The following is a 19,659-nucleotide window of genomic DNA, read 5'->3' on the forward strand; positions in this document are numbered from 1 at the left end:
CGATGGGCACTCTGGTGGACTATTCTCCGAGAGTATTCACATGAAGGTACATTTTGGAGATAGAGTCTTATGTCTTGCTTTGGTATAATGGGATAAAGTTTAGTATTAAGGGATGAGCATATAGATGAGATCTGAAAAATTGGGTTTAGTATTAGATGTTGAGACTACCGGTTTAGGACCAACTAAAGATGAAGTTATTGAACTTGCCTTAAAGTTATTTTCTTATCGAGCCGACACTGGCGAGGTAATCGATATTATCGAAGAAGATTCCTTTTTACGTGAGCCGCTCTCCCGTACAGCAAGGAACAATTATGACTCAGCGTATCGAGTTCATGGAATCCCATATGAACTGGTTCAAGGGAAAAGCTTTTATGATGTAAAAATAAAAACATACTTCCATCGTGCTGATTCAGTGTTTGCTCATAATGCTTCCTTTGACCGAAGCTTTCTTTATCATATGTATCCTGAAGTCAACGATCTGAAATGGTACTGTACGATGAGAAACATACCTTGGAAAAATTACGGCTTTCCAAATGGAAAATTACTGACCCTATTACAAGCACACAACATTACAGACTACCAAACACATAGAGCACTAGATGATATTACATACTTGTTGGAGCTGCTCAAGAAAACAAGTCCAAATGGAAACTATTATCTTCAAGAAGTGTTAGAAAAGTCCCCGATGAGAAAATATCAGCCAGCCGTATCACGTTCAAAAATGGGTTAAAAAAACTAATCAAGCGCTTGATTAGTTTTTTTGTTAGATTGTCAATAATGGTAAGAAATGTTCTAAAGGGTAGGTGGGTGTCTAATGTTTATTATTGGTGCAACACAAAAGGTTTTGAGAGAATTACAGATTACAGCAACAGAAGATGTCAAGGTTTCTAAAAGCCTGAATGAATGGCATTTAAATCTATTTAAAATAGGACGCTATCAATGTTTAATTCTAATTAATGACATTACACTTTATAGTGTAGTGATTCCGGGCGTCAAAAAGAAGGATCTAGCCAACATTGGGGCAGTGTTATCCTATCATTTAGCCGAGAATCTTTTAGCTGAAGGGATCGACCCTGTTTTAATTGAGAAATTTTTGGAGCAAGGAAATGAGATTGTTTTTACAAAAACTCATAATCGGAGTGTTGTTGGTGTCATCGTGGAAATAGTCAAATTCATTCAAATACAATATCCAACGGGAAAAGACATTCTAGCAGCAGACCCTGTAGCATTAAATAAAATCAATAACGATTTCATTTATTCTCCAACAAAATATGGTTATCCTAATAAAATGATAAAAGAAGAAATCACTGCTGTCTGTTCGTAACCTATTTCAGTTACTTTGTAAAAAGATTTATTGGATAGTCGAAAAGTTTGGAGTTTCATCGCATTTTAATCTACCTTTATAAATTTATTGGAACAAAAAGCCCGGTCACATAATGGACCGGGTTAATTGTTTACTTCCTTTATGAACGAATCTATTGTCTGCCCTCAGTGAAGATTTGGAAGGTTACACCAAACTTGTCGATTACACTTCCATATGCAGGGCTGAAAAATGTTTCTTGAAGAGGCATGGTTACTTGACCGCCTTGTTGCAGGGCTTCAAAGAATTTATGTGCTTGGTCTGCGTCGTTCGTTGAAATACAGATGGTCACTTGATTACCGCTTTGATGTGGTTGACCAGGGAAGGTGTCGGAAAACATTAGTTCTGTTTCTCCTACTTTAATCGTCGCATGACTTATACGGTCTTTCGCTTCAGCTGGTAGTGGAAAATCAGGGTTTTCTGGCATTTCTCCAAAAGATTGTGTAAAGAGAACCTGTGCATCTAAAGCTTTTTCGTAAAATTGAATGGCTTCCTTCGCATTTCCATCCATCACAAAATAGGGAATCAAACGTAATGTCATAATTAACCTCTCCTCAGTTAAAAAAGTATTTTTTGAGATATTTGCTCGGATATAATCCGTAGTGGACATCTTGATTAGAATGTCCCACTTCTTATTATTACCGATAATTCTATTATAAAACAGGGAACTTATGTTCGCAACAATAAAATAGGCAAAAATTGAGCCCGCAGGATAAATTTTCCCACGGGCTCGATATTAGTCTATTTTAATAATGGCAGGTATCGATCACTAATAATATTCAAATGATGGAGGGCGTGACCTGCGATAATGTAGGCGATGGCACGGGTAGTGACTTCCGTGTTATTGGCAAAGCCAATGTTTGCCCAAGCCTCATCCTGCATATTTTGAATTAGAGTAAGGGTAGCTTTTCTAGTGGCGATAAAGTCTTCAAGAATATTTTTTATGGGTAATTTATGAATTTGCGATCCTTGAACATAATCATTTTCATTAAAACCAGCTAATGCAGTCTGGTCCCCTCGCCCGACACGGAGAAGCCGATAGCTCATAATTCTTTCCGTATCTGCCATATGGCAAAGTACTTCTTTGATGCTCCATTTATTTTCAGCATAACGAAAGTGGCCAGCTTCCTCCGATAGTGACTCAAAAAGCTCGATTGTTTTTACCAAGTGCTCTTTCAAAAGTGATAATAGATCACCATCAGGAACTAGATTTACATACGGTTTATAATATTCTGGGTACTCACTTACTAGTGGGTGTTGTAACATTTCAATTTCTCCCTCCTAATTCTTATGACAAAATTGAATTTTCGGAAATTATCAAAATTAATTTTACCACAAATCGTAAATAGTGAGTTAAATCTTAATATGTGTACGGACAGTTTGTTAGCAGATTCATATGATAAATAGATAAGAAATATCGTAATAAGGGGGAGAAATGATGGATTTTTTCTTGGTAGGAATCGTCTATTGGCTATTAATCGGAGCATCCGTGTTGCTTTTTGTTTGGGGGCTTTGGAAAAAATCTTGGAAAGGGTTTTTATGGAGTGGGATTGCCCTTGCCTTACCAACGATTTCTCTATATGTTGGCGGTGCGGAGGGTTGGTTTAGGCTAGCAGGACTCTTGCCGCTTCTTTTGTGGGTCTTTGCGTATTATACAAAAAAATAGCATTTATATGTAATTCCAATTTAAAGAAAAAAATATTTTTATAAAATCATAAATAGTTTTTTCCAATTTTGTGCATTCTAAAAAGAAAAAGGAATGGCACATAGATGAGAAAAAATAAAATGATTCTACTAGTTATCATGATACTTCCTTGGTTGTCGATGCCGTTCATAGGGAAGCAAACAATCAAGCGTTTATATCCAGGGGCTATATTTATGTTCGTCTGGGTGGGTGTTGAAAGTATTCTCGCAAAAAAAAGAGTGTGGTGGCGGATCTATGAAAGGATTAATCCTAAAGTAATAGGCGAATTGCCATTCATGCTGGGTCCATTTTTTGTCGGGTCAATATGGATTTTAAAATGGACATTTGGGAAATTTCCTCGGTACCTTTTTTTAAATTTTATTTTTGATACTCTTTTTGCTTATCCAGGGATGTTTATTTTAAAAAGGCTAGGAATTGCCTCGCTTGTTAGACTAAGACCTTACCAAATGGTTCTTTTATTTATGAGTAAATCAGTGATTATGTACGGGCTTCAGAGCTCTGCGGATAAATTGCGTAAAAAACCTAAATCACTATTTCAAAAATTATTTTCATAGGAAACACCATATGTGTAAAACAGTCCGTAAAATGCTGTTTTCATATGGTGTTTCTTTTTTTCGTTAATTTTCGAGAAAAGTTAGTGGATGTCCATCATATATATCACAAAAGACCACTAAAAAAGGTAAAGCGGATATTGAACAAGACCAAAAACTCGGAGGGATGCAACTGGTGACCAATGAGAGTACGTACATTCAAATGTTTAGAAAAAAGCTGCAAGAATTAAAGCCTATCACGATAATGGATTTTGAATCGGAAATGAACGATATAGACCATCTACAGGAAGTGCATAAACTAATCCATTTGACCATCCAAGCCGTTGATGCAATGGATTTAATCTATCAATCAGCTTTAAAAATGAATCTTAAAGAATGGGGGGAGCAAATAGAAGTTATTATTAATGACTATCTCAAAATCCTAGATTCATATGGTATTGAGGAAATTAAGTCATTAGGTGAATTTATGAATAGCGGGACCATGACTAGTATTGGCACGATTCCGGAAAGTTTTCAGGCAGAATTACAAAAGTTTCAAGTCTTTGGGGTTCACGAACGTGGTTTCCGTCATAAAGACACAGGAAAACTAATCCGTGATGCAAAAGTCATTACCATATATTAATCATTTAAGGGGGAGCATTAAAATGTCTTCAATTGTGTTCATTTCTAGAATGGTCAAAATAGACAAGTTAATTTATTTGGTTTAGAGGCGATTAGATGGAGATACAATCATATAACCTAGCTATTCAGTACTTACAAGCGGAGCGGTATGAAGATGCTGCACTTATTCTTGAAACGATGATAAAGGAGTATCCTTTATGTACCGATGTAAGCTGGGCACTTGGGTTACTTCATGTTTTTTCTGGGTTTCCTCAGCAAGCCCTGAAACAATGGAAAAACTTACAGGCGGCAAATCACCTAAGCACTAGGCAAATGCTAGAGGAGAAAATTCCTCTTTATGATGAGCTATATCAGAACTATAATCAGGCCTTGCATTTGATCGAGGCTGGAGAATTTCATCTGGCCAAAAATATTTTTCACAATCTGTTAACTTTTCAAGCGGAAATTCCTTTACCGGTTGACTTTTACCATGGCTATTTATTGACCTTGATTGTTACTGGAGAAGACAAAGGTGTACTTCAAGAAATAAATCAGATGCCGCTTTATGTGAAAAACAGTTCTGTTATTCGCGAATTGAAACTATTGTTAGAAGATTATCAGTCACTAGAACCAAATGGTGTGGAAAAAATATTGTTCAAAAAGGGCTGGTCCAAGCGTCTTATCATAGGGTCAAGTTTGGTTACTTCTTTATTGATGGGAGGGGTTGGGTTACGGGTTTTCAACCAACAAAAAGAAATAAGTGAATCGAAACCTGTATTCCGGCAGCATGAAAGTCCACCAAAAGCAGAAATTTTTAAGAAGGTGACAGTTGGTTCAAAGGGACAGAGCGAAGGGCAGGTTAAGCAACCGGATTCTATCGACGCCAATAGCAGGCTAGAATCTTCTACGAAAGCCGGTTTAAGCACTTATAGAGAAGGCTTAACAGCATTTAGAAATAGGGATTACAGGGCGGCCGCGGCACAAATGGAAAAGAGTTTATCACTAGAGCCAAATGAATATTTTTCAGATGATGCCATGTTCTTTTTAATTGAATCAAAGCAAAGGTTGAATGAAAAGGAGGACATTCACTTCCTTTACGATCGCTTTTTTTCTCAAACCAGCCATCATTATGTGTATTCACCATATATAGATGAACTGCTGCTTGGTAAAGCAAAATTATTGAATGAGGAAGGAAATACCAAAGATTCCCTGCCATTGTTGGAAAAAATACTTACCGATTATAGACAAGAATGGACCTCAGTAGAAGCGATGTTACTGATGAATCAAATCAAAGCGCAAGATAAATCTTAAGGAATCGAAAAATATTGCATGCCTTTTCAAAAAGTGATAATATTTAAATTAACTTTTTAAATAATAGGATTGTTACTGTTAAATCAGGCAAAACCTAAAACTAATAATACTCATTATTAGTTTTAGGTTTTTTTTTTATAAAACTTCCATAAAAAGGTGATTTATATGAAAATCGCAAAGGTAATTAATAATAATGTTATCAGTGTTTTGGATGCACAGAATAAAGAATTAGTGATCATGGGCCGGGGGATTGCGTTTCAAAAGAGGCCCGGTGATGATGTGGATGAAAGTAAAATCGAGAAGACGTTCAAATTGGACAATAAAGATGTTTCAGAAAAGTTTAAAACGTTATTATACGATGTTCCTTTAGAATACATGGATGTTTCCGAAAGAATTATTTCCTATGCCAAAGAAAAACTAGGGAAGAAGCTAAATGACAGTATCTATGTATCATTGACCGATCATATTACTTTTGCCATTGAGAGAAACAAGAAGGGTTTGCTTATCTCCAATGCTTTATTATGGGAGATCAAAAGAATTTATAGTGACGAATTTGCGATTGGTTTGAAAGCGATTAAAAAGATCGAAGAAATGCTTGGGATTACTCTTCCTGAAGATGAAGCTGGTTTTATCGCCATGCATATTGTCAATGCGGAACTCAACGAAGAAATGCCCAATGTCGTCAATATGACGAAATTGATTCAAGATATTCTAAACATTGTAAAATATCATTTTAAAATCGAAATTGATGAAGAATCGTTGAATTACTTTCGATTTCTTACCCATCTTAAGTTTTTTGCACAACGCCTTTTTAGTGAAAAAAACTTGGAAAGTCCAGACGATTATCTTTATGACATGGTGAAAATAAAGTATCCAGCTGCCTTTATATGTACCGAAAAAATAGCGGAATTTATTGAGAAGACCCATAATTATAAAATAACAAAGGAAGAAATGTCCTATCTTACGATTCATATTGAACGAGTCGTTAATCGGAACTAGCCAGGAATTTCCTTAATAGAAAGCGTTGACATGAATTGAAAGCGGTAAAGCAGGCAAAACCTGAGTAGCTCGAGTTCGGAAATTTTGCGTACTCCTGCTGCTCAGGTATAAAGATGTGAATGCACCAATGGAGGACAACTGTAAAGTAGAATAACATCGATAACTATTTTGGTTATCGGTGTTTTTTTGTATGATTCCTTCTAATAAATTGTTGTTTCTAGTAATATTCAAACTGTTAAGAGCGTTTAATAAGTCTTTTAAAAGGAGATAGAAGAAAATGCTGCACCATTTAGAAATTTATGTTTCCAACCTCAGCAAATCAAGTGAGTTTTGGGGTTGGATCTTAACTGAATTAGGTTACGTTCCCTACCAAGAATGGGAGGCAGGCATAAGTTGGAAACATGGTGAAACCTATCTTGTTTTTGTCCAGGCGGAAGAACGATTTTTGGCTGTCCCTTATCATCGCTCCCGAGTAGGTCTTAACCATTTAGCTTTTCATGCTGAATCCAGAGAACAGGTCGATGAAATAACAACACAATTGAAGGGAAAAGGGGTAAGTATTCTTTATCAGGATAAACATCCATTTGCCGGCGGGGAAACTCATTATGCTGTTTTTTTCGAAGATCCAGATCGTATTAAAGTGGAATTGGTCGCTCCATTCTAGTAGTTCCGGTCTGACCCTACTACATGAATGTTGGAAACTTTTGTATTTCTCTATTTATAGTGATTTAAATCACAAAAAACCATCCTTTTTAACATTATAATAATCAAAAATAGAGGAAAATCTAAAAGTGGATGGTGACGAAAAGTGGATTACAATTTTAAGTCGATCTATGATGAAATAGGTGGGCAAGAAACAATAGATAAATTGGTCAATGCTTTTTATCCGCGTGTATATGCGGACCCAGAACTAAGACCATTGTTTGAAGGGGATATGGAAGAAATAAAGCGTAAACAGCGGATGTTTTTGCCGCAATTTTTAGGAGGTCCTGCCCTTTACAGTCAGGAATTTGGACCGCCTGCCATGAGACATCGGCATCTGCCATTTGAAGTAACGCCTAGAAGGGCAAAATGCTGGCTTCGCTGCATGAAAGAAGCATTTGAAGAAATTGGATTGGATCAACAACCTGCCGGGCCGGCGTTTTATGACCGGTTAACGCAAGTGGCTGGAATTATGGTCAATAGCCCGGATCGTGAATAATCAAAAGGCTCATCTCAAATTGAGAGGAGCCTTTGCCTTTAAGGTGAAAAATTTTGTGTTTGAACTTTTATTACTGTCCAGCTCCAGCGTCCAGCGACTAGTGTACTTCGCTAAACGGACGCTTCCGCTTTTCTGACTATTTCTTTAACTTAGCCCAAGTAGCATCCAAAGCTTTTTCTGTTTCTGCTTTAGATTTTTGACCGCCTACATAGGCTTGAAGAGAAGCACCAAATTCTTGACCTGCACCATCAGGATATTTCATAAACTGCCAAGAGTAGGTTTTGCCTTCTTGTGAATATTTTTGAAGTTCTGCACCTAGAGGTCCAATATCTTCTGCTTTTGCTTCAATTGTTTTAAAAGCAGGGATGTATTTAAACTCCTTAACTAAAGCTGATTTCCCTTCTTCAGAGGTAACCATCCAGTTTAAGAAATCTTTTGCCGCCTTTTTATCAGCTTCAGGGGCTTTGTTATGAACAACCCAGTTCGTAGGTACATCAACCATTAATTTATCTGCTTGTGCTGCGTCATCAGTAAGTGCCAATGGAATGAAACCAACTTCCATGCCTGGATTTAGTTTGTCCAGCATCGGCTGAATCCAGTTCCCTTGCTGAATCATTGCAGTTTCGCCGTTAGCAAATTGGGTTACTTCAGTGTTGTAGTCAGTTGTTAAAGGATTTTTGTTACCATATTTAATCGTTAAGTCGACAAGTTTGAAGTAGTCATCGAAGTATTTGTTGCCTTCGATTTTCGCAGTCCCTTCGTTTAAACCTTGGATGTAGTTTTCGTCATCTGCTTGTTGGTACGCGAATGGAACATTCAACCCATGGTTTGCTAGTACCCACCATTCAGCATAGCCTACTGAGAAAGGCGTAATGCCGGCTGCTTTAAGTTTTTTCGATGCTGCTTCTAACTCCGAGTATGTTTTTGGCAGTTCTGTAATGCCAGCTTTCGCAAATAACTTTTTATTGTAAGCAAAACCATAGCCTTCCATATTAACAGGTTGACCATAAATTTTTCCATCGATTGTCATAGGCTTTAATGCATTTTCATAGGCATCTTTCACCCAAGGCTGGTCAGATAAATCTTCGAATTTATCTTTCCAAGTTTGAGCCTCTTGATAACCGCCATTCCCAAAGATATCAGGTGCTTTGTTGGAAGCAAACTTCGCCTTAAGTGCTGCAGCACCGTCAGCGCCGCCGCCTACTGTTTCAATATTAAAGGTTACATCTGGATGTTCTTTTGTATATTGATCTGTTAACGCTTTCAATTGATCAGCGATTTCAACCTTGCCATTAAAAAGATCGACCACTACTTTACCATCTTTACTATCACTTTTTTTATCCCCTGAAGCACTATCACTAGAACATGCTGTTGCTAATAGAAGTGAAGCTGATAACACACCTGCAAGTAAAGAATACTTTTTGATTGCCATTATATTTCCCTCCTGGTATATAAATCTATTTTATATTTGTCTCTGCTATCTGTCATGCAGACAGCAGAGCTTGTTCCTACTTAATAGAACCACTAGTAATTCCTTTAATAATGTGTTTTTGCATTGCAAAGAAGAAAATTAACAACGGAATGATGCCCATAACCAATGTGGCTAGCGCTAGATCCCATTGCTTTGTATATTGTCCAAAGAATGAGAACGTTGCTAATGGAATCGTTTTTAATTCCGGATCCTGAAGCACGAGTGATGGTAATAAGAAGTCATTCCAAATCCATAAGCTGTTTAAAATGACAATGGTAACTGTAATCGGTTTTAATAGTGGAAAAACAATTCTCCAAAATACGCCAAACCTTGTACAACCATCGATAATGGCTGCCTCTTCAAGCTCGACTGGAATTCCTTTGATAAAACCGTGATACAAGAAGATGGTCATTCCAGACCCAAAACCTAAGTACATGATGACTAGACCCCATACGCTGTTTAAAAGACCAAAGGTTCCAGCTGTTTTGATGAGTGGAATCATAATTGATTGAAACGGAATAATCATTGCTGCTACAAAGGTCATGAAAATAACATTGCTAATCTTCTTTTTTGTTCTAACCAGCATGTAGGCAGCCATAGAGCAAAAGATAACTAGAACAACATTACTTGCTATTGTAACGATTAGAGAGTTTGTAAATACCTTTAAATAGTTCAATTTTTCAAATGCGCTCACATAGTTTTGAAACTCCAGAACCTTCGGCAAGGCCGATGTGTTGGATAATATATCAGCGAACGGTTTCAAGGAGTTTGAGATCACATAATAAAAGGGAACTAAGAAGGCGAGTCCGAGCACGATGGCAAGAATTTCAACAATAAATGTCTTTACTGTATACCTGATTCCCATTATGATTCAACCTCCTTCTTCTTCGAATACGTCACTTGAATGACCGAAATAGCTGCAACGACTAGGAAGAATATTAATGCTTTTGCTTCACCAATTCCGTAGCGGTTATTAACAAATGCTTCAGTATAAATGTTGAGCGCTAACATTTCGGTTGACTTGAATGGACCTCCATTTGTCAGTGAAAGGTTCGCATCAAAGACCTTAAATGATGATGCTGTTGTTAAAAATAAACAGATGGTGACCGCAGGTGCTACAAGTGGCATGGTGATGTGACGAAGAATCTGCCATCGATTTGCACCGTCAATTTTGGCTGCTTCAATTAATTCTTGAGGAACGTTTTGCAGGGCCGCGATATAGATAATCATAATGTAGCCTGCACCTTGCCATACACTGACAATGACAATTCCCCAGAAAGCGGTATTGGCATCGCCTAACCAGGCTAACTCGAAAAGAGGAATCTTCGTTAACTCTCCAATCGATGCAAAGCCTTTTACAAAGATAAACTGCCAGATAAATCCTAATAAAAGACCGCCAATCAAATTAGGCATAAAGAAAACTGTTCGTAAAATATTTCTCGTCTTCAGCATTTGGGTAACAAGTAATGCTAATCCAAACCCAATCGCATTTGTTAGGATAATGGCAATTATCGTATATTTCGTAGTAAGTTTGAATGAATCCTGGAATTGCTTGTCTTCGGTGAAGATGTACTTAAAGTTGTCCAATCCCACCCATTTGACAGCCCCTGTTATCCCATTCCAGTCTGTAAAGGCATAATAAATACCTGTAAAGAAAGGGATTAGAACAATGAGCGTGAAAGCTAAGAAAACGGGACCGACAAATAGAGCAAATAATCCTGCGTCTTTCAGTTTCTTATTTTTATTTAAGGAAACTGACTTTGAAGCTTTGTTTTTTTTTTGAAGTTCTAATGCTGAGGTTTCTACTTTTTCCAACTTACTATGGCTATTCATTACCTGCACCTCCATAACTTCATTTTAGAGAATAATGAAAAATATGAAACGGCTTACATTGACCAGTAGGGTGGAAAATATTGAACAGTCAAAACTATCGACAGGTCAATGTATGCCCTATCAATGCTTAAAGAATGTTGTTACAATGGAGGAAATTTCACTAATTGGAGGAAGGTTAGTTCTTGTTTTTCATTTAAACTAACCGAAAGATATGCAGTGGGGAATTCGTAAAAAGCTTATTATATTTTTATTGCTAGTAACGGTTCTGCCTTTTGGCAGTTCGATCGCGATTACTTATTATCAAACCACGAAGTCACTCAATAATCGCTTTGTTTCGACCAACCATGACCTGATTGTAAAAGGAGAAGAAGAACTTACGGTTTATTTGGAAGATGTTGCCCAGATGTCGTCGGTACTTTACAGGTATACCCCCTTTATGAATGTGATGAGGGATGGGCTCTCACGGAACTTAGGGTCGAATCAAGAAGAAGTTCGCCGAGCCCTGGCCTACTTATTTAATACACGTCCTGAAATTGAACAAATGCATTTATATATTGATATTGGCAAAGATTCTTATACTAATTATCATTCAAGAATTAGCGGAAGGGGAAAGTACATCAGTATTTTTTCGCACCCCTACTATTCAAGATTAACAAGGTATGAAGGATTTTCACTCATCGAACCTCCACATGAAATCTATAGTTATAACAATATTTCTGTTATACCGGACTCGGAAAAGAAAAAAGTGTTAAGTTTTCATAATATCCTTCGCGACGTTCCATCAGACAAGCTATTAGGTTTTTTGTCCATTGATATTAATCTTTCAAAAATAAGTGCGATAGCCGGCCGCTTATTTACAAAGGATATGGAAGATTTGTTTATTATGGATGACAAAGGAGTCATTATATACTCCTCAAATGAATCCATGATCGGTAAGGAAAATAAAGAAAAGTGGTTTGAGCAGGTGAAGAAAGTATCTTCCACAACTAAAAGTATGGAATGGAAGGATAAACAATTCTCCGGTGTGATTGTCCATGATAAGTTTTCAGCTCCCTACAAGAATTGGTATATTGTTAAACGAATTCCTTACGATGTACTTTATCAAAGTGCGAGAGAAACAGCTCTGATTAATATTTTGATTGGAATAGTTACGCTCGTTATCGTGTTAATAGCCACCATGTTTGTTTCATTTAAGATAACTGCACCGATAAAGGTATTAATTGATAACATGAAAAAAGTAGAAAAAGGCGAATTTGAGGCGGATTTTGATTCGTTAGGAAACGATGAAATTGGCATGTTGGGAAGGCATTTCAAATTAATGATCTCAAAAATCAATGATTTAATTGAGAGGGAATATAAATTGGATATTGAAAATAAAGAATCCCAACTGCGAGTATTGCGATCGCAAATTAACCCGCATTTTTTATATAACGCTCTTCAATCGATTGGGACGCTGGCATTAAAATCTAAGGCGGTTCCTGTATATTCCTTACTCACTTCCTTATCGAAAATCATGCGATACAGTATGAATATGAAGGAAGACATTGTTCCATTTATTTCAGAAGAAATGCATGTTAAATCCTATTTATTATTACAAAAACAACGGTTTGACGAGCAGTTTGAATTCGAAGTGAATGTCTCAAAAGAAGTACAAGAAATACTTATCCCCAAAATGATTCTACAGCCAATTGTGGAAAATTGTTTTAAGCATGGTTTTGATCAGCGTTTAGAAAAAGCAACCATTCAAATTGAGGGGAAGCTACTAGATAACGGAATGGTTTACATCTGTGTTAGAGATAATGGAGTAGGCGTAAATGAAGAAGAACTAAATCGTATCAGGCAAGAATTATGTAATGAGGGATCTAAAGAAGAAAAACAAAGAGAAACCATTGGTTTAAAGAATATTTATGACCGCTTGCAGATTTATTACGCAAATCAAGCGCAAATGTGGATTGACAGTAATGAAGAAAGTGGATTTACGGTGACCGTTCAGTTTCCTATGGTTATCCAAAAAGAGGTGGAGCACACATGAGAGCATTAATTGTCGATGATGAAAAGCACGTTCGTGAAGGAATCAAGATATTAGGTGCTTGGGAACAAAATGGAATTGACGAAATTTATGAAGCAGGAAATGGTGAAGAAGCCATTCATCTCATCCAAAAATATAAGCCAGAGATTATCTTTTCAGATATGAAAATGCCAAAAATGGATGGCGTCCTGCTTTTAGAATGGATTAAAGAAAATCACTCGTCCAGTAAAACAATCGTTGTGACCGGTTATGATGATTACCACTATATGCGTAAAGCCATTCATTTCGGCAGTTCTGACTATCTCTTAAAGCCGATTGACCCCGAAATCTTAAATCAGACGTTGCAAACAGCCGTGGATGAATGGAGAAAAGAAGCATTAAACAGGGCGAAAATCGTAAGCAGCTCTCAATTAATTAATGAAATGAAACCTGTTTATCGGGACCGAAAGCTGACCAAGCTGCTAAATAATGATCATCTGAAGGAAGATTTGTATAAGGATTTTGGGATTCATCAGTCCCACAATTATCAAACAGCACTTGTTCAGATGAACGGTAAGACCATTGAGGCTTTTCAAGGAGATCGTGATTTAGCCTACTTCTCAATCTTGAACGTCATTAATGAAATAATGATGGAACATGAATGTGGTGTAGGTTTTCGTTACTTATCCAATAAAGGCGAAGTTGTAATTATTTTTTGGGACAAGTTTGAGCAAATAGTAGACCTTTTAAAACAAATATATAAGACGATACAAAGCATGATGGATATTTCTTGTCCTATTGTTTTAGGGAAGCTAGTAACAAAGAGTTCTCATTTATTGGAGTCCTATCTTTATGCCAAGCAGCTGTTGTTAACTAGTAATATTTTGGAAAATAGAGAGAATCGAGTCTTTGTGCAGGAGACTTTGCCAAGCCCTGCCTTAAAGAATCTTATGGACTACTCGGCGAATATCGAACTGGCCGTACAAGCCGGTGAAATTGGGGCTTTTGAAGAATTAATCAATCAAATAGCAACTGATTTTACTGAAAACGATTATTTATCATTAAAACAGCTGCTCCATTTTGAAAATGAATATCTGGTGATCAGCAATAGATGGTTTAAGCAATATCATCTACCTATTAAAACAGGAGAAGATATACATAAACGAATTGATTTATTTCTGGATCAAAACGGAACCTTTCAGTTAGAAGAATACAAACAGAGGAAAAAACGTGAGATTTCTATCTTTTTGAAGAAAGTAAAAAGAGGCACGGAACAGAAGAATAGTAACATCATTTATGAAATCGAAAAGTACCTGCAAGCAAACTTTGACCGGGATGTAAAGCTGCAGGAGATTTCAGATCATTTTTATATGAGCAGAGAATATATCTCGAGAAAATTTAAACAGGAATTTAACGTCAATATCTCCGATTATATTGTTAAATTTCGAATGAAGAAGGCGAAATCGTTATTAAAAAACAGCCAGTTAAAAATCTATGAAATTGCCAATATGATCGGCTATCAAGACGACAAATATTTTCGGAAGGTATTTAAAAAGGTTGTGGGGGTAACCCCAAATGAATACCGTGAATCCTATATAAAACAGAAATAAGCAGATCCGAAATCCGGTTTCTGCTTTTTTTTGAATGAAATCACCCGTGGTAAGTTGATAGGGGATATGTTAAATTGAATAAATAATAATAGTCAAATCCTATTAATTGAGAAGTAGATTGTAAGGGTTTTCTTTTTGTATGGGGGGATATTATGTTTTTTTCCTTACGGAATCGCTTATTCATTATATTTACGTGTTTGTTGACGATTCCCTTAATCATTTTGTCGATTATTATCCCTCGATGGTTTACATCTATTATTGAAGACCAGACGCAGGATTTAACTATAGAAGCGATGGATCAATACTCGCTGTATACTGACTCGATCACAACTCAGGCGGAGGATTTAGGAAAACAGGTCCTGGTCAATCAAACCACACAGCAGTGGTTGAGGTTAGAAAAAAAAGATGAAGAAATACCACGAGAACAGAGCTTGTTACAGAAGAATCAACTGAAAATGCTGCTTTCCTCGATGATGGTGAATAATTCAAATGGAATGTCTATCTCCGTCGTTTTGAATAACGGTGAAGGAGCTTGGGGAAATAATCCGAACTTACGTAACCTAGATTGGTTTCAAGACTTCACGATCCGTGAACAACGATTTGTTAAATCACATATTGATCCATATATGCCGGCACAAGGAACTAGTAATAGTTATCTTTTGCCCCTCGTCGATTTGAATACGGTTGTTTCCTGTGGGTTTATAAAGGTTAATTTCCCTTCAACATTGCTGGAAACGGCCTTAGGAAAAATCTCAATTGGTAAAAATGGACATGCTTATTTATTAGATCAACAGGGAGCAAATGTGTTAGAGGGCGAGATTGATACCCCGAAATCGGTATTGAAAAATAGTTTATCAAAAATAAAAACCAGTCTGAAGGAAAAGGGTTTATTAGAAACGGATTATCACGGCGAAAAATACTTTGTGTTTTTTCAAAAGTTAGCAGTAGGTGATTGGATTCTAGTTAGTGAAGTGACCAAGTCTGACCTATTCTCTAAAGTAAATATTCTACAACGCAACCTACTATTAATCAGTGGCTTCGTTTTTTTATTAACGATTGTTGCTTCTTTCGTGCTTTCGTCTAATATCGTCAGACCGTTAGGAAAACTAGCAAAAGCAATGAAATTTATCGAACATGGGGATTTTTCAGGTGCCAAACGCTTTATGCCAACGATTAAATCGTCTAACGATGAAGTTGGTTACGTGGTAAAAGTGTTCGGCCATACTGTCGACCAATTGAAGAATTTAATTGAAACAGAATATGAAGCAAACATTCGTAGAAAAGACGCTGAATACAAAGCTTTATTACTACAAATCAATCCTCACTTTTTAAATAATACGCTAGAAATTATTGGCGGATTAGCCGTACAAGGAAAAAATAAAGAAGTAATGAACGTAAGCATCTACTTAGGCAGGATGATGAGGTACTCCTTGAATACACAAAATGATGTGGTGAGATTAGGTGAAGAGATTAGCTATATCCGCAGTTATACGGATATTTTAAAGGTGAGATATGAGGATGCAATTACGATTGATATTGTAGAGGATCCAGAGACAAAAAATCTTCCTATTATTAAATTCATTCTCCAACCGCTTGTTGAAAATGCCGTTAAGTATAGTTTTATAGAAAAAACTACGGCTGATATTTTTATAAAAACCGAAAAAATTAACAATCAAGTATTGATAATTCTAGAAGACAAAGGGATTGGCATGTCCGAAGTAGTGATATCAGATTTAATGAGTGATGAAAAAAAGAATGGAGCAATTAGTGTCTTAGCGAGTAAAGGAAACAGTATTGGGCTAAAAAATGTACTTGGCCGACTAAAGCTTTACTACGGTCAAGATTTCTCGTATAAGATTGAATCTGAAAAAAATGTAGGCACGAGGATTACATTGTGTATTAATTTTGATCGAGGTGATATACATGATGAAGGTCATCATAGCGGATGACGAAATTCAAATTCGTAAAGGCTTGCGGATGAAAGTGGATTGGGAAGAGGAAGGGTTTCAAATCGCTGGCGAGGCTTCCAATGGGAAAGAAGTACTCGAATTGCTTGGGAAAATGGATATTGACTTAGTTCTTACTGATATGAGAATGCCCATTATGGATGGCCTTGAATTGGCTAAACGCTGTCAGCAGGAATACCCCAACGTAAAAGTGATTGTTTTATCGGGTTATTCCGATTTTGAATTGGTCCGTGGTTCCATGAAGGAAGGGGTTAAGGACTATCTATTAAAACCCGTTGCCCCGGATGAACTAGTGGAAGCCTTACAAAAAATCCGTAAAGTAATAGAGACAGAGAGGCAAAAACAGGTTGAAACAGCACAGATGCGTCAGCTTGTTCTTTCTCAACTCCAAGAAGTACAGGAACAATACTTGCTTTATTTGGTGAAAGAGGAATGGCTGGAAATTAATTTAGTCATCGAGAGACTACGCCAGCTTCAATTAGAGAAACTTGTCAATGGGAACGCTGTTGTCCAATTTGTAACTGTGGAAATTCGAGAGAGTTATGGTAATCCCAATCGATTAAAAGAACTCTGGCTTCCTTTTCAAATGCTATGTAAGGAAATCTCAAAAGAGCATGTAGGAACTTATTCCTTTTACGACCCAAGCTATGCTAATATGATTCAGTTTTTAATACGAATTGATTTAAATACTCCTTCTAATTTAGTTGAAAGTTTACAACGGAATGTAAAAAGGTTGTTGAATTTAGAAACAGTGATAGGAATTGGGAATGTTGTCACGGGTCTAGCAAACTTTAAGACAGGTTACATTTCCAGTTTGCTTGCATGGAGTCAAAGTCAGTTAGGCTCCCGATCGCAGGTGATTGATGCTTCGATAACGAAAGAGGAAGCGTTTGAATTTTCACCTGATTTTGAAAGAAAGTTAACCAATGCGATTGAAAATGCCAACTTCGAAGCATTTAGAGAAAATATTCACTCCTTATTACTAGGGGATGGGAACCAATCGATTTTATCGTTTTCGTTTGCAGCCAATCGAGTGTTATTCCTGTTAGGGTCACTTTCCAAAAAATATGATATCGAAACAAAAGATATTCAAAAAACGATTTGGAATTGCCAACAAAGTATTTGGGAGCTTAATTCGCAGAGTAAAGTGCTTGAAAACCTCCTTCAATTAGCCCAATTAATAATTGAAAAGGTGCGTTTGGCCCGCTTTTCAAATGGGAAGTTAATCGTGGATAGTGTCCGGAATTATCTAGACCAGCATTATGCCAGTGAGATTTCATTGACCTTATTATCGGAACTATTTCATATCAATAGTGCTCATTTATCGGAAACCTTTAAGAATTATGTTGGTCAGAATTTTAGTGATTATCTGGTAAAATTACGAATGGATAAAGCCCAGCAATTTCTGAGAGATAAGCAGCTTAAAATCATTGATGTAGCAAATTTAGTTGGCTTTTCAAACTCCGGGTATTTTAGTACAGTCTTTAAAAAACATGTGGGACAGACACCGGTTGAATTCCGTAATGCCATAGATTCCTAAGTTTTCAGGAAAGAAAGGGAATGTAGATGAAGAAATGGTTCACTATTTTTGCAGTGATACTTATGGGTATTTTAGTGTATGCGTTGTCCTTTTATGATACATTCTCTGGCCGTGGCCAAAAAGAGAAAGTGGAAACGGTAAAGGATTCCGAACGAATCCAGTTGACGTTCTGGCGAAACGGCGGGAACGTGGCAGAAAATAAAGCATATGAAGAATTAGTAGCTTCTTTTGAAGCAGCTAACCCTAATATTTTGGTGAATATGAAATCGATTCCCTATAGTGACTATGAAATCAGGCTGCGAACGGAACTTGCCGCGGGGAACCCTCCGGATATTTTGACCATTGACAGTCCTACACTTGGTCTGTATGCAAATACGGGTTCGTTATTATCAATCGACCCTTTCATGAGAAAAGAAGGGAAGATCGATGATATCCCTGACTCTACTTTAAAAGGATTAAGTTATAAAGGGCAAATTTACCTCGCCCCGATTGTAGAGTCAAGTATTGCATTATATTACAATCGACATTTACTAAAGGCGGCTGGTATCCCAGAACCACCAACAGATCCCAATAGCCCTTTAACATGGGATGAGGTATTGGAGATTGCTAAGAAGGTAAATAATCCTGCTAATGGAGTAATTGGAATAGACCCAGCTCAGGGATTTAATGATGGAGAATCACCTGCTTATTTTAAAACACCACTCCTTTGGCAGTTTGGAGCTAAGGTTATAAGCCCTGATGGAACTACAGCAAGCGGGTTTTTAGATTCAAAAGAAGCGTTAGCTGCTCTGCGATTTTACCAAGACTTGTATCATAAATATCGAGTGGCTTCGATAGAAATACCTGGTGGTGCCTTTGAAAAAGGGAAGCTGGCGATGACTGTACTTGGCTCTTGGACACTTGCAGACTTTGAAAAAAATCATCCTGAATTCAAGCTGGGAGAAGATTTTGGGGTAACTCCTCTGCCAAAGGGTAAGTATCAGTTTGTTCCCAATGGTGGATGGGCGCTTGGCATCACATCAAAGTCCAAACACCCACAGGAGGCATGGAAATTTATCAAATATGTCACCAGTTATCAAGGTGTGAAAAAGTATGTCACCATTACAGGTGATATACCTGCCCGATACTCTGTCGCAAAAGACTTCCCTGAATTAAACGAATATCCTAAAAACATTTTTGTAGAGCAAAGCCAAAAGTATTCAAAGAACCGCCCGGTTACTCCTGCTTATCCGGTTGTCAGTGATGCCATCAGAAGATTATTTGAGGATGTTGGAATCGGCGGAAAAGATGTAAAGGTTGCTGCCAAAGAGGCGGTTGAAAAAATCAATACAGGTCTAAAAGAAATCAAATAAATCCGGGATAGTGGTAAATATTGATAATTTTTATAGGAGCATCTCTTCTAGTTAAGGTACTAGAGGAGATTTTTTTTATTATAAGATAACCCTAGTGGTTCAGGTAGTTTTTGGGCTCCGATGGACAAAGACGCACAAAGGAACAGGTAAA

Annotated in this window: 19 protein-coding genes; 14 read left to right on the forward strand and 5 right to left on the reverse strand. The window is 37.1% G+C overall.

Annotated features, from left to right (window positions below; all coding sequences use genetic code 11):
* Positions 1 to 124: 124 nt before the first annotated feature.
* Together V7659_RS12230 and V7659_RS12235 are read left to right on the forward strand one after the other, a co-directional pair.
* Complete coding sequence (locus V7659_RS12230) at positions 125 to 730, forward strand: exonuclease domain-containing protein (RefSeq protein WP_026568443.1); 606 nt, start codon at positions 125 to 127, stop codon at positions 728 to 730.
* 84 nt (positions 731 to 814) lie between these two features.
* Positions 815 to 1,324 carry a DUF6933 domain-containing protein gene (locus tag V7659_RS12235; RefSeq protein ID WP_335540260.1) on the forward strand — a complete coding sequence of 170 codons (510 nt, stop codon included), beginning with the start codon at positions 815 to 817 and terminating at the stop codon, positions 1,322 to 1,324.
* Between the two features lie 151 nt (positions 1,325 to 1,475).
* Here V7659_RS12235 and V7659_RS12240 read toward each other — a convergent pair whose 3' ends face one another.
* A complete protein-coding gene (locus V7659_RS12240; protein WP_335540261.1) occupies positions 1,476 to 1,901 on the reverse strand; it encodes a VOC family protein in 426 nt (141 codons plus the stop codon).
* A 200-nt stretch (positions 1,902 to 2,101) separates the two neighbouring features.
* Positions 2,102 to 2,626: a DinB family protein gene (locus V7659_RS12245; RefSeq protein ID WP_335540262.1), complete on the reverse strand. Its 525-nt coding sequence runs from the start codon at positions 2,624 to 2,626 to the stop codon at positions 2,102 to 2,104.
* 172 nt (positions 2,627 to 2,798) lie between these two features.
* On the opposite strand from V7659_RS12245, the gene V7659_RS12250 reads away from it, so the two are divergent.
* The 7 genes from V7659_RS12250 to V7659_RS12280 all read left to right on the forward strand — a co-directional run bounded on the left by V7659_RS12250 (position 2,799) and on the right by V7659_RS12280 (position 7,727).
* The gene (locus V7659_RS12250; protein ID WP_335540263.1) at positions 2,799 to 3,026 is read left to right on the forward strand and encodes a hypothetical protein; all 228 of its coding nucleotides are present in this window, start codon (positions 2,799 to 2,801) and stop codon (positions 3,024 to 3,026) included.
* A 104-nt stretch (positions 3,027 to 3,130) separates the two neighbouring features.
* Positions 3,131 to 3,619 carry a hypothetical protein gene (locus V7659_RS12255; RefSeq protein ID WP_335540264.1) on the forward strand — a complete coding sequence of 163 codons (489 nt, stop codon included), beginning with the start codon at positions 3,131 to 3,133 and terminating at the stop codon, positions 3,617 to 3,619.
* 172 nt (positions 3,620 to 3,791) lie between these two features.
* Positions 3,792 to 4,238: a nucleotide exchange factor GrpE gene (gene grpE / locus V7659_RS12260; protein WP_335540265.1), complete on the forward strand. Its 447-nt coding sequence runs from the start codon at positions 3,792 to 3,794 to the stop codon at positions 4,236 to 4,238.
* 95 nt (positions 4,239 to 4,333) lie between these two features.
* Positions 4,334 to 5,527 (forward strand): tetratricopeptide repeat protein, encoded by a 1,194-nt coding sequence (locus V7659_RS12265; protein ID WP_335540266.1) that lies wholly within the window; start codon positions 4,334 to 4,336, stop codon positions 5,525 to 5,527.
* Positions 5,528 to 5,692: 165 nt separating this feature from the next.
* Positions 5,693 to 6,526 carry a BglG family transcription antiterminator LicT gene (gene licT, locus V7659_RS12270; RefSeq protein ID WP_335540267.1) on the forward strand — a complete coding sequence of 278 codons (834 nt, stop codon included), beginning with the start codon at positions 5,693 to 5,695 and terminating at the stop codon, positions 6,524 to 6,526.
* A 277-nt stretch (positions 6,527 to 6,803) separates the two neighbouring features.
* A complete protein-coding gene (locus tag V7659_RS12275; RefSeq protein WP_335540268.1) occupies positions 6,804 to 7,190 on the forward strand; it encodes a VOC family protein in 387 nt (128 codons plus the stop codon).
* A gap of 144 nt (positions 7,191 to 7,334) precedes the next feature.
* Entirely contained in the window at positions 7,335 to 7,727 is a 393-nt protein-coding gene (locus V7659_RS12280) for a globin (protein WP_144554372.1), read from the forward strand.
* 136 nt (positions 7,728 to 7,863) lie between these two features.
* Here the strand turns inward: V7659_RS12280 and V7659_RS12285 are convergent, their stop codons facing one another.
* The 3 genes from V7659_RS12285 to V7659_RS12295 all read right to left on the reverse strand — a co-directional run bounded on the left by V7659_RS12285 (position 7,864) and on the right by V7659_RS12295 (position 11,031).
* Positions 7,864 to 9,159 (reverse strand): ABC transporter substrate-binding protein, encoded by a 1,296-nt coding sequence (locus tag V7659_RS12285; protein ID WP_335540269.1) that lies wholly within the window; start codon positions 9,157 to 9,159, stop codon positions 7,864 to 7,866.
* 76 nt (positions 9,160 to 9,235) lie between these two features.
* Positions 9,236 to 10,063 (reverse strand): carbohydrate ABC transporter permease, encoded by an 828-nt coding sequence (locus tag V7659_RS12290; RefSeq protein WP_335540270.1) that lies wholly within the window; start codon positions 10,061 to 10,063, stop codon positions 9,236 to 9,238.
* Positions 10,063 to 11,031 (reverse strand): carbohydrate ABC transporter permease, encoded by a 969-nt coding sequence (locus tag V7659_RS12295; RefSeq protein ID WP_335540271.1) that lies wholly within the window; start codon positions 11,029 to 11,031, stop codon positions 10,063 to 10,065. Before V7659_RS12295 ends, V7659_RS12290 begins: the two co-directional genes overlap by 1 nt.
* 211 nt (positions 11,032 to 11,242) lie before the next feature.
* On the opposite strand from V7659_RS12295, the gene V7659_RS12300 reads away from it, so the two are divergent.
* From V7659_RS12300 to V7659_RS12320, 5 genes are all read left to right on the forward strand, one after another.
* A complete protein-coding gene (locus V7659_RS12300) occupies positions 11,243 to 13,063 on the forward strand; it encodes a sensor histidine kinase (RefSeq protein WP_335540272.1) in 1,821 nt (606 codons plus the stop codon).
* Positions 13,060 to 14,649, forward strand: a complete 1,590-nt coding sequence (locus V7659_RS12305) for a response regulator transcription factor (protein WP_335540273.1) — start codon at positions 13,060 to 13,062, stop codon at positions 14,647 to 14,649. Before V7659_RS12300 ends, V7659_RS12305 begins: the two co-directional genes overlap by 4 nt.
* 152 nt (positions 14,650 to 14,801) lie before the next feature.
* Positions 14,802 to 16,598 carry a sensor histidine kinase gene (locus V7659_RS12310; RefSeq protein WP_335540274.1) on the forward strand — a complete coding sequence of 599 codons (1,797 nt, stop codon included), beginning with the start codon at positions 14,802 to 14,804 and terminating at the stop codon, positions 16,596 to 16,598.
* On the forward strand, positions 16,573 to 18,156 hold the full coding sequence (locus V7659_RS12315) for a response regulator transcription factor (RefSeq protein WP_335540275.1): 1,584 nt from the start codon (positions 16,573 to 16,575) through the stop codon (positions 18,154 to 18,156). The genes V7659_RS12310 and V7659_RS12315 overlap by 26 nt, the downstream gene beginning before the upstream one ends.
* 26 nt (positions 18,157 to 18,182) lie before the next feature.
* Positions 18,183 to 19,508, forward strand: a complete 1,326-nt coding sequence (locus V7659_RS12320; RefSeq protein ID WP_335540276.1) for an ABC transporter substrate-binding protein — start codon at positions 18,183 to 18,185, stop codon at positions 19,506 to 19,508.
* Positions 19,509 to 19,659: the final 151 nt, after the last annotated feature.

It is taken from the genome of Neobacillus drentensis, from assembly GCF_036966985.1.
In the GTDB taxonomy this organism is placed as follows: domain Bacteria; phylum Bacillota; class Bacilli; order Bacillales; family Cytobacillaceae; genus Neobacillus; species Neobacillus drentensis_E.

Excerpts from the sequence above, each read along its gene's own strand:
- V7659_RS12265 (WP_335540266.1), top strand. The coding sequence starts at position 4,334 with ATGGAGATACAATCATATAACCTAGCTATTCAGTACTTACAAGCGGAG.
- V7659_RS12295 (WP_335540271.1), bottom strand. The coding sequence starts at position 11,031 with ATGAATAGCCATAGTAAGTTGGAAAAAGTAGAAACCTCAGCATTAGAA.
- V7659_RS12285 (WP_335540269.1), bottom strand. The coding sequence starts at position 9,159 with ATGGCAATCAAAAAGTATTCTTTACTTGCAGGTGTGTTATCAGCTTCA.
- V7659_RS12290 (WP_335540270.1), bottom strand. The coding sequence starts at position 10,063 with ATGGGAATCAGGTATACAGTAAAGACATTTATTGTTGAAATTCTTGCC.
- V7659_RS12235 (WP_335540260.1), top strand. The coding sequence starts at position 815 with ATGTTTATTATTGGTGCAACACAAAAGGTTTTGAGAGAATTACAGATT.
- V7659_RS12245 (WP_335540262.1), bottom strand. The coding sequence starts at position 2,626 with ATGTTACAACACCCACTAGTAAGTGAGTACCCAGAATATTATAAACCG.
- V7659_RS12255 (WP_335540264.1), top strand. The coding sequence starts at position 3,131 with ATGAGAAAAAATAAAATGATTCTACTAGTTATCATGATACTTCCTTGG.
- V7659_RS12305 (WP_335540273.1), top strand. The coding sequence starts at position 13,060 with ATGAGAGCATTAATTGTCGATGATGAAAAGCACGTTCGTGAAGGAATC.
- licT (WP_335540267.1), top strand. The coding sequence starts at position 5,693 with ATGAAAATCGCAAAGGTAATTAATAATAATGTTATCAGTGTTTTGGAT.
- V7659_RS12300 (WP_335540272.1), top strand. The coding sequence starts at position 11,243 with ATGCAGTGGGGAATTCGTAAAAAGCTTATTATATTTTTATTGCTAGTA.
- V7659_RS12240 (WP_335540261.1), bottom strand. The coding sequence starts at position 1,901 with ATGACATTACGTTTGATTCCCTATTTTGTGATGGATGGAAATGCGAAG.
- V7659_RS12230 (WP_026568443.1), top strand. The coding sequence starts at position 125 with ATGAGATCTGAAAAATTGGGTTTAGTATTAGATGTTGAGACTACCGGT.
- V7659_RS12320 (WP_335540276.1), top strand. The coding sequence starts at position 18,183 with ATGAAGAAATGGTTCACTATTTTTGCAGTGATACTTATGGGTATTTTA.
- V7659_RS12250 (WP_335540263.1), top strand. The coding sequence starts at position 2,799 with ATGGATTTTTTCTTGGTAGGAATCGTCTATTGGCTATTAATCGGAGCA.
- V7659_RS12315 (WP_335540275.1), top strand. The coding sequence starts at position 16,573 with ATGATGAAGGTCATCATAGCGGATGACGAAATTCAAATTCGTAAAGGC.
- V7659_RS12310 (WP_335540274.1), top strand. The coding sequence starts at position 14,802 with ATGTTTTTTTCCTTACGGAATCGCTTATTCATTATATTTACGTGTTTG.
- V7659_RS12275 (WP_335540268.1), top strand. The coding sequence starts at position 6,804 with ATGCTGCACCATTTAGAAATTTATGTTTCCAACCTCAGCAAATCAAGT.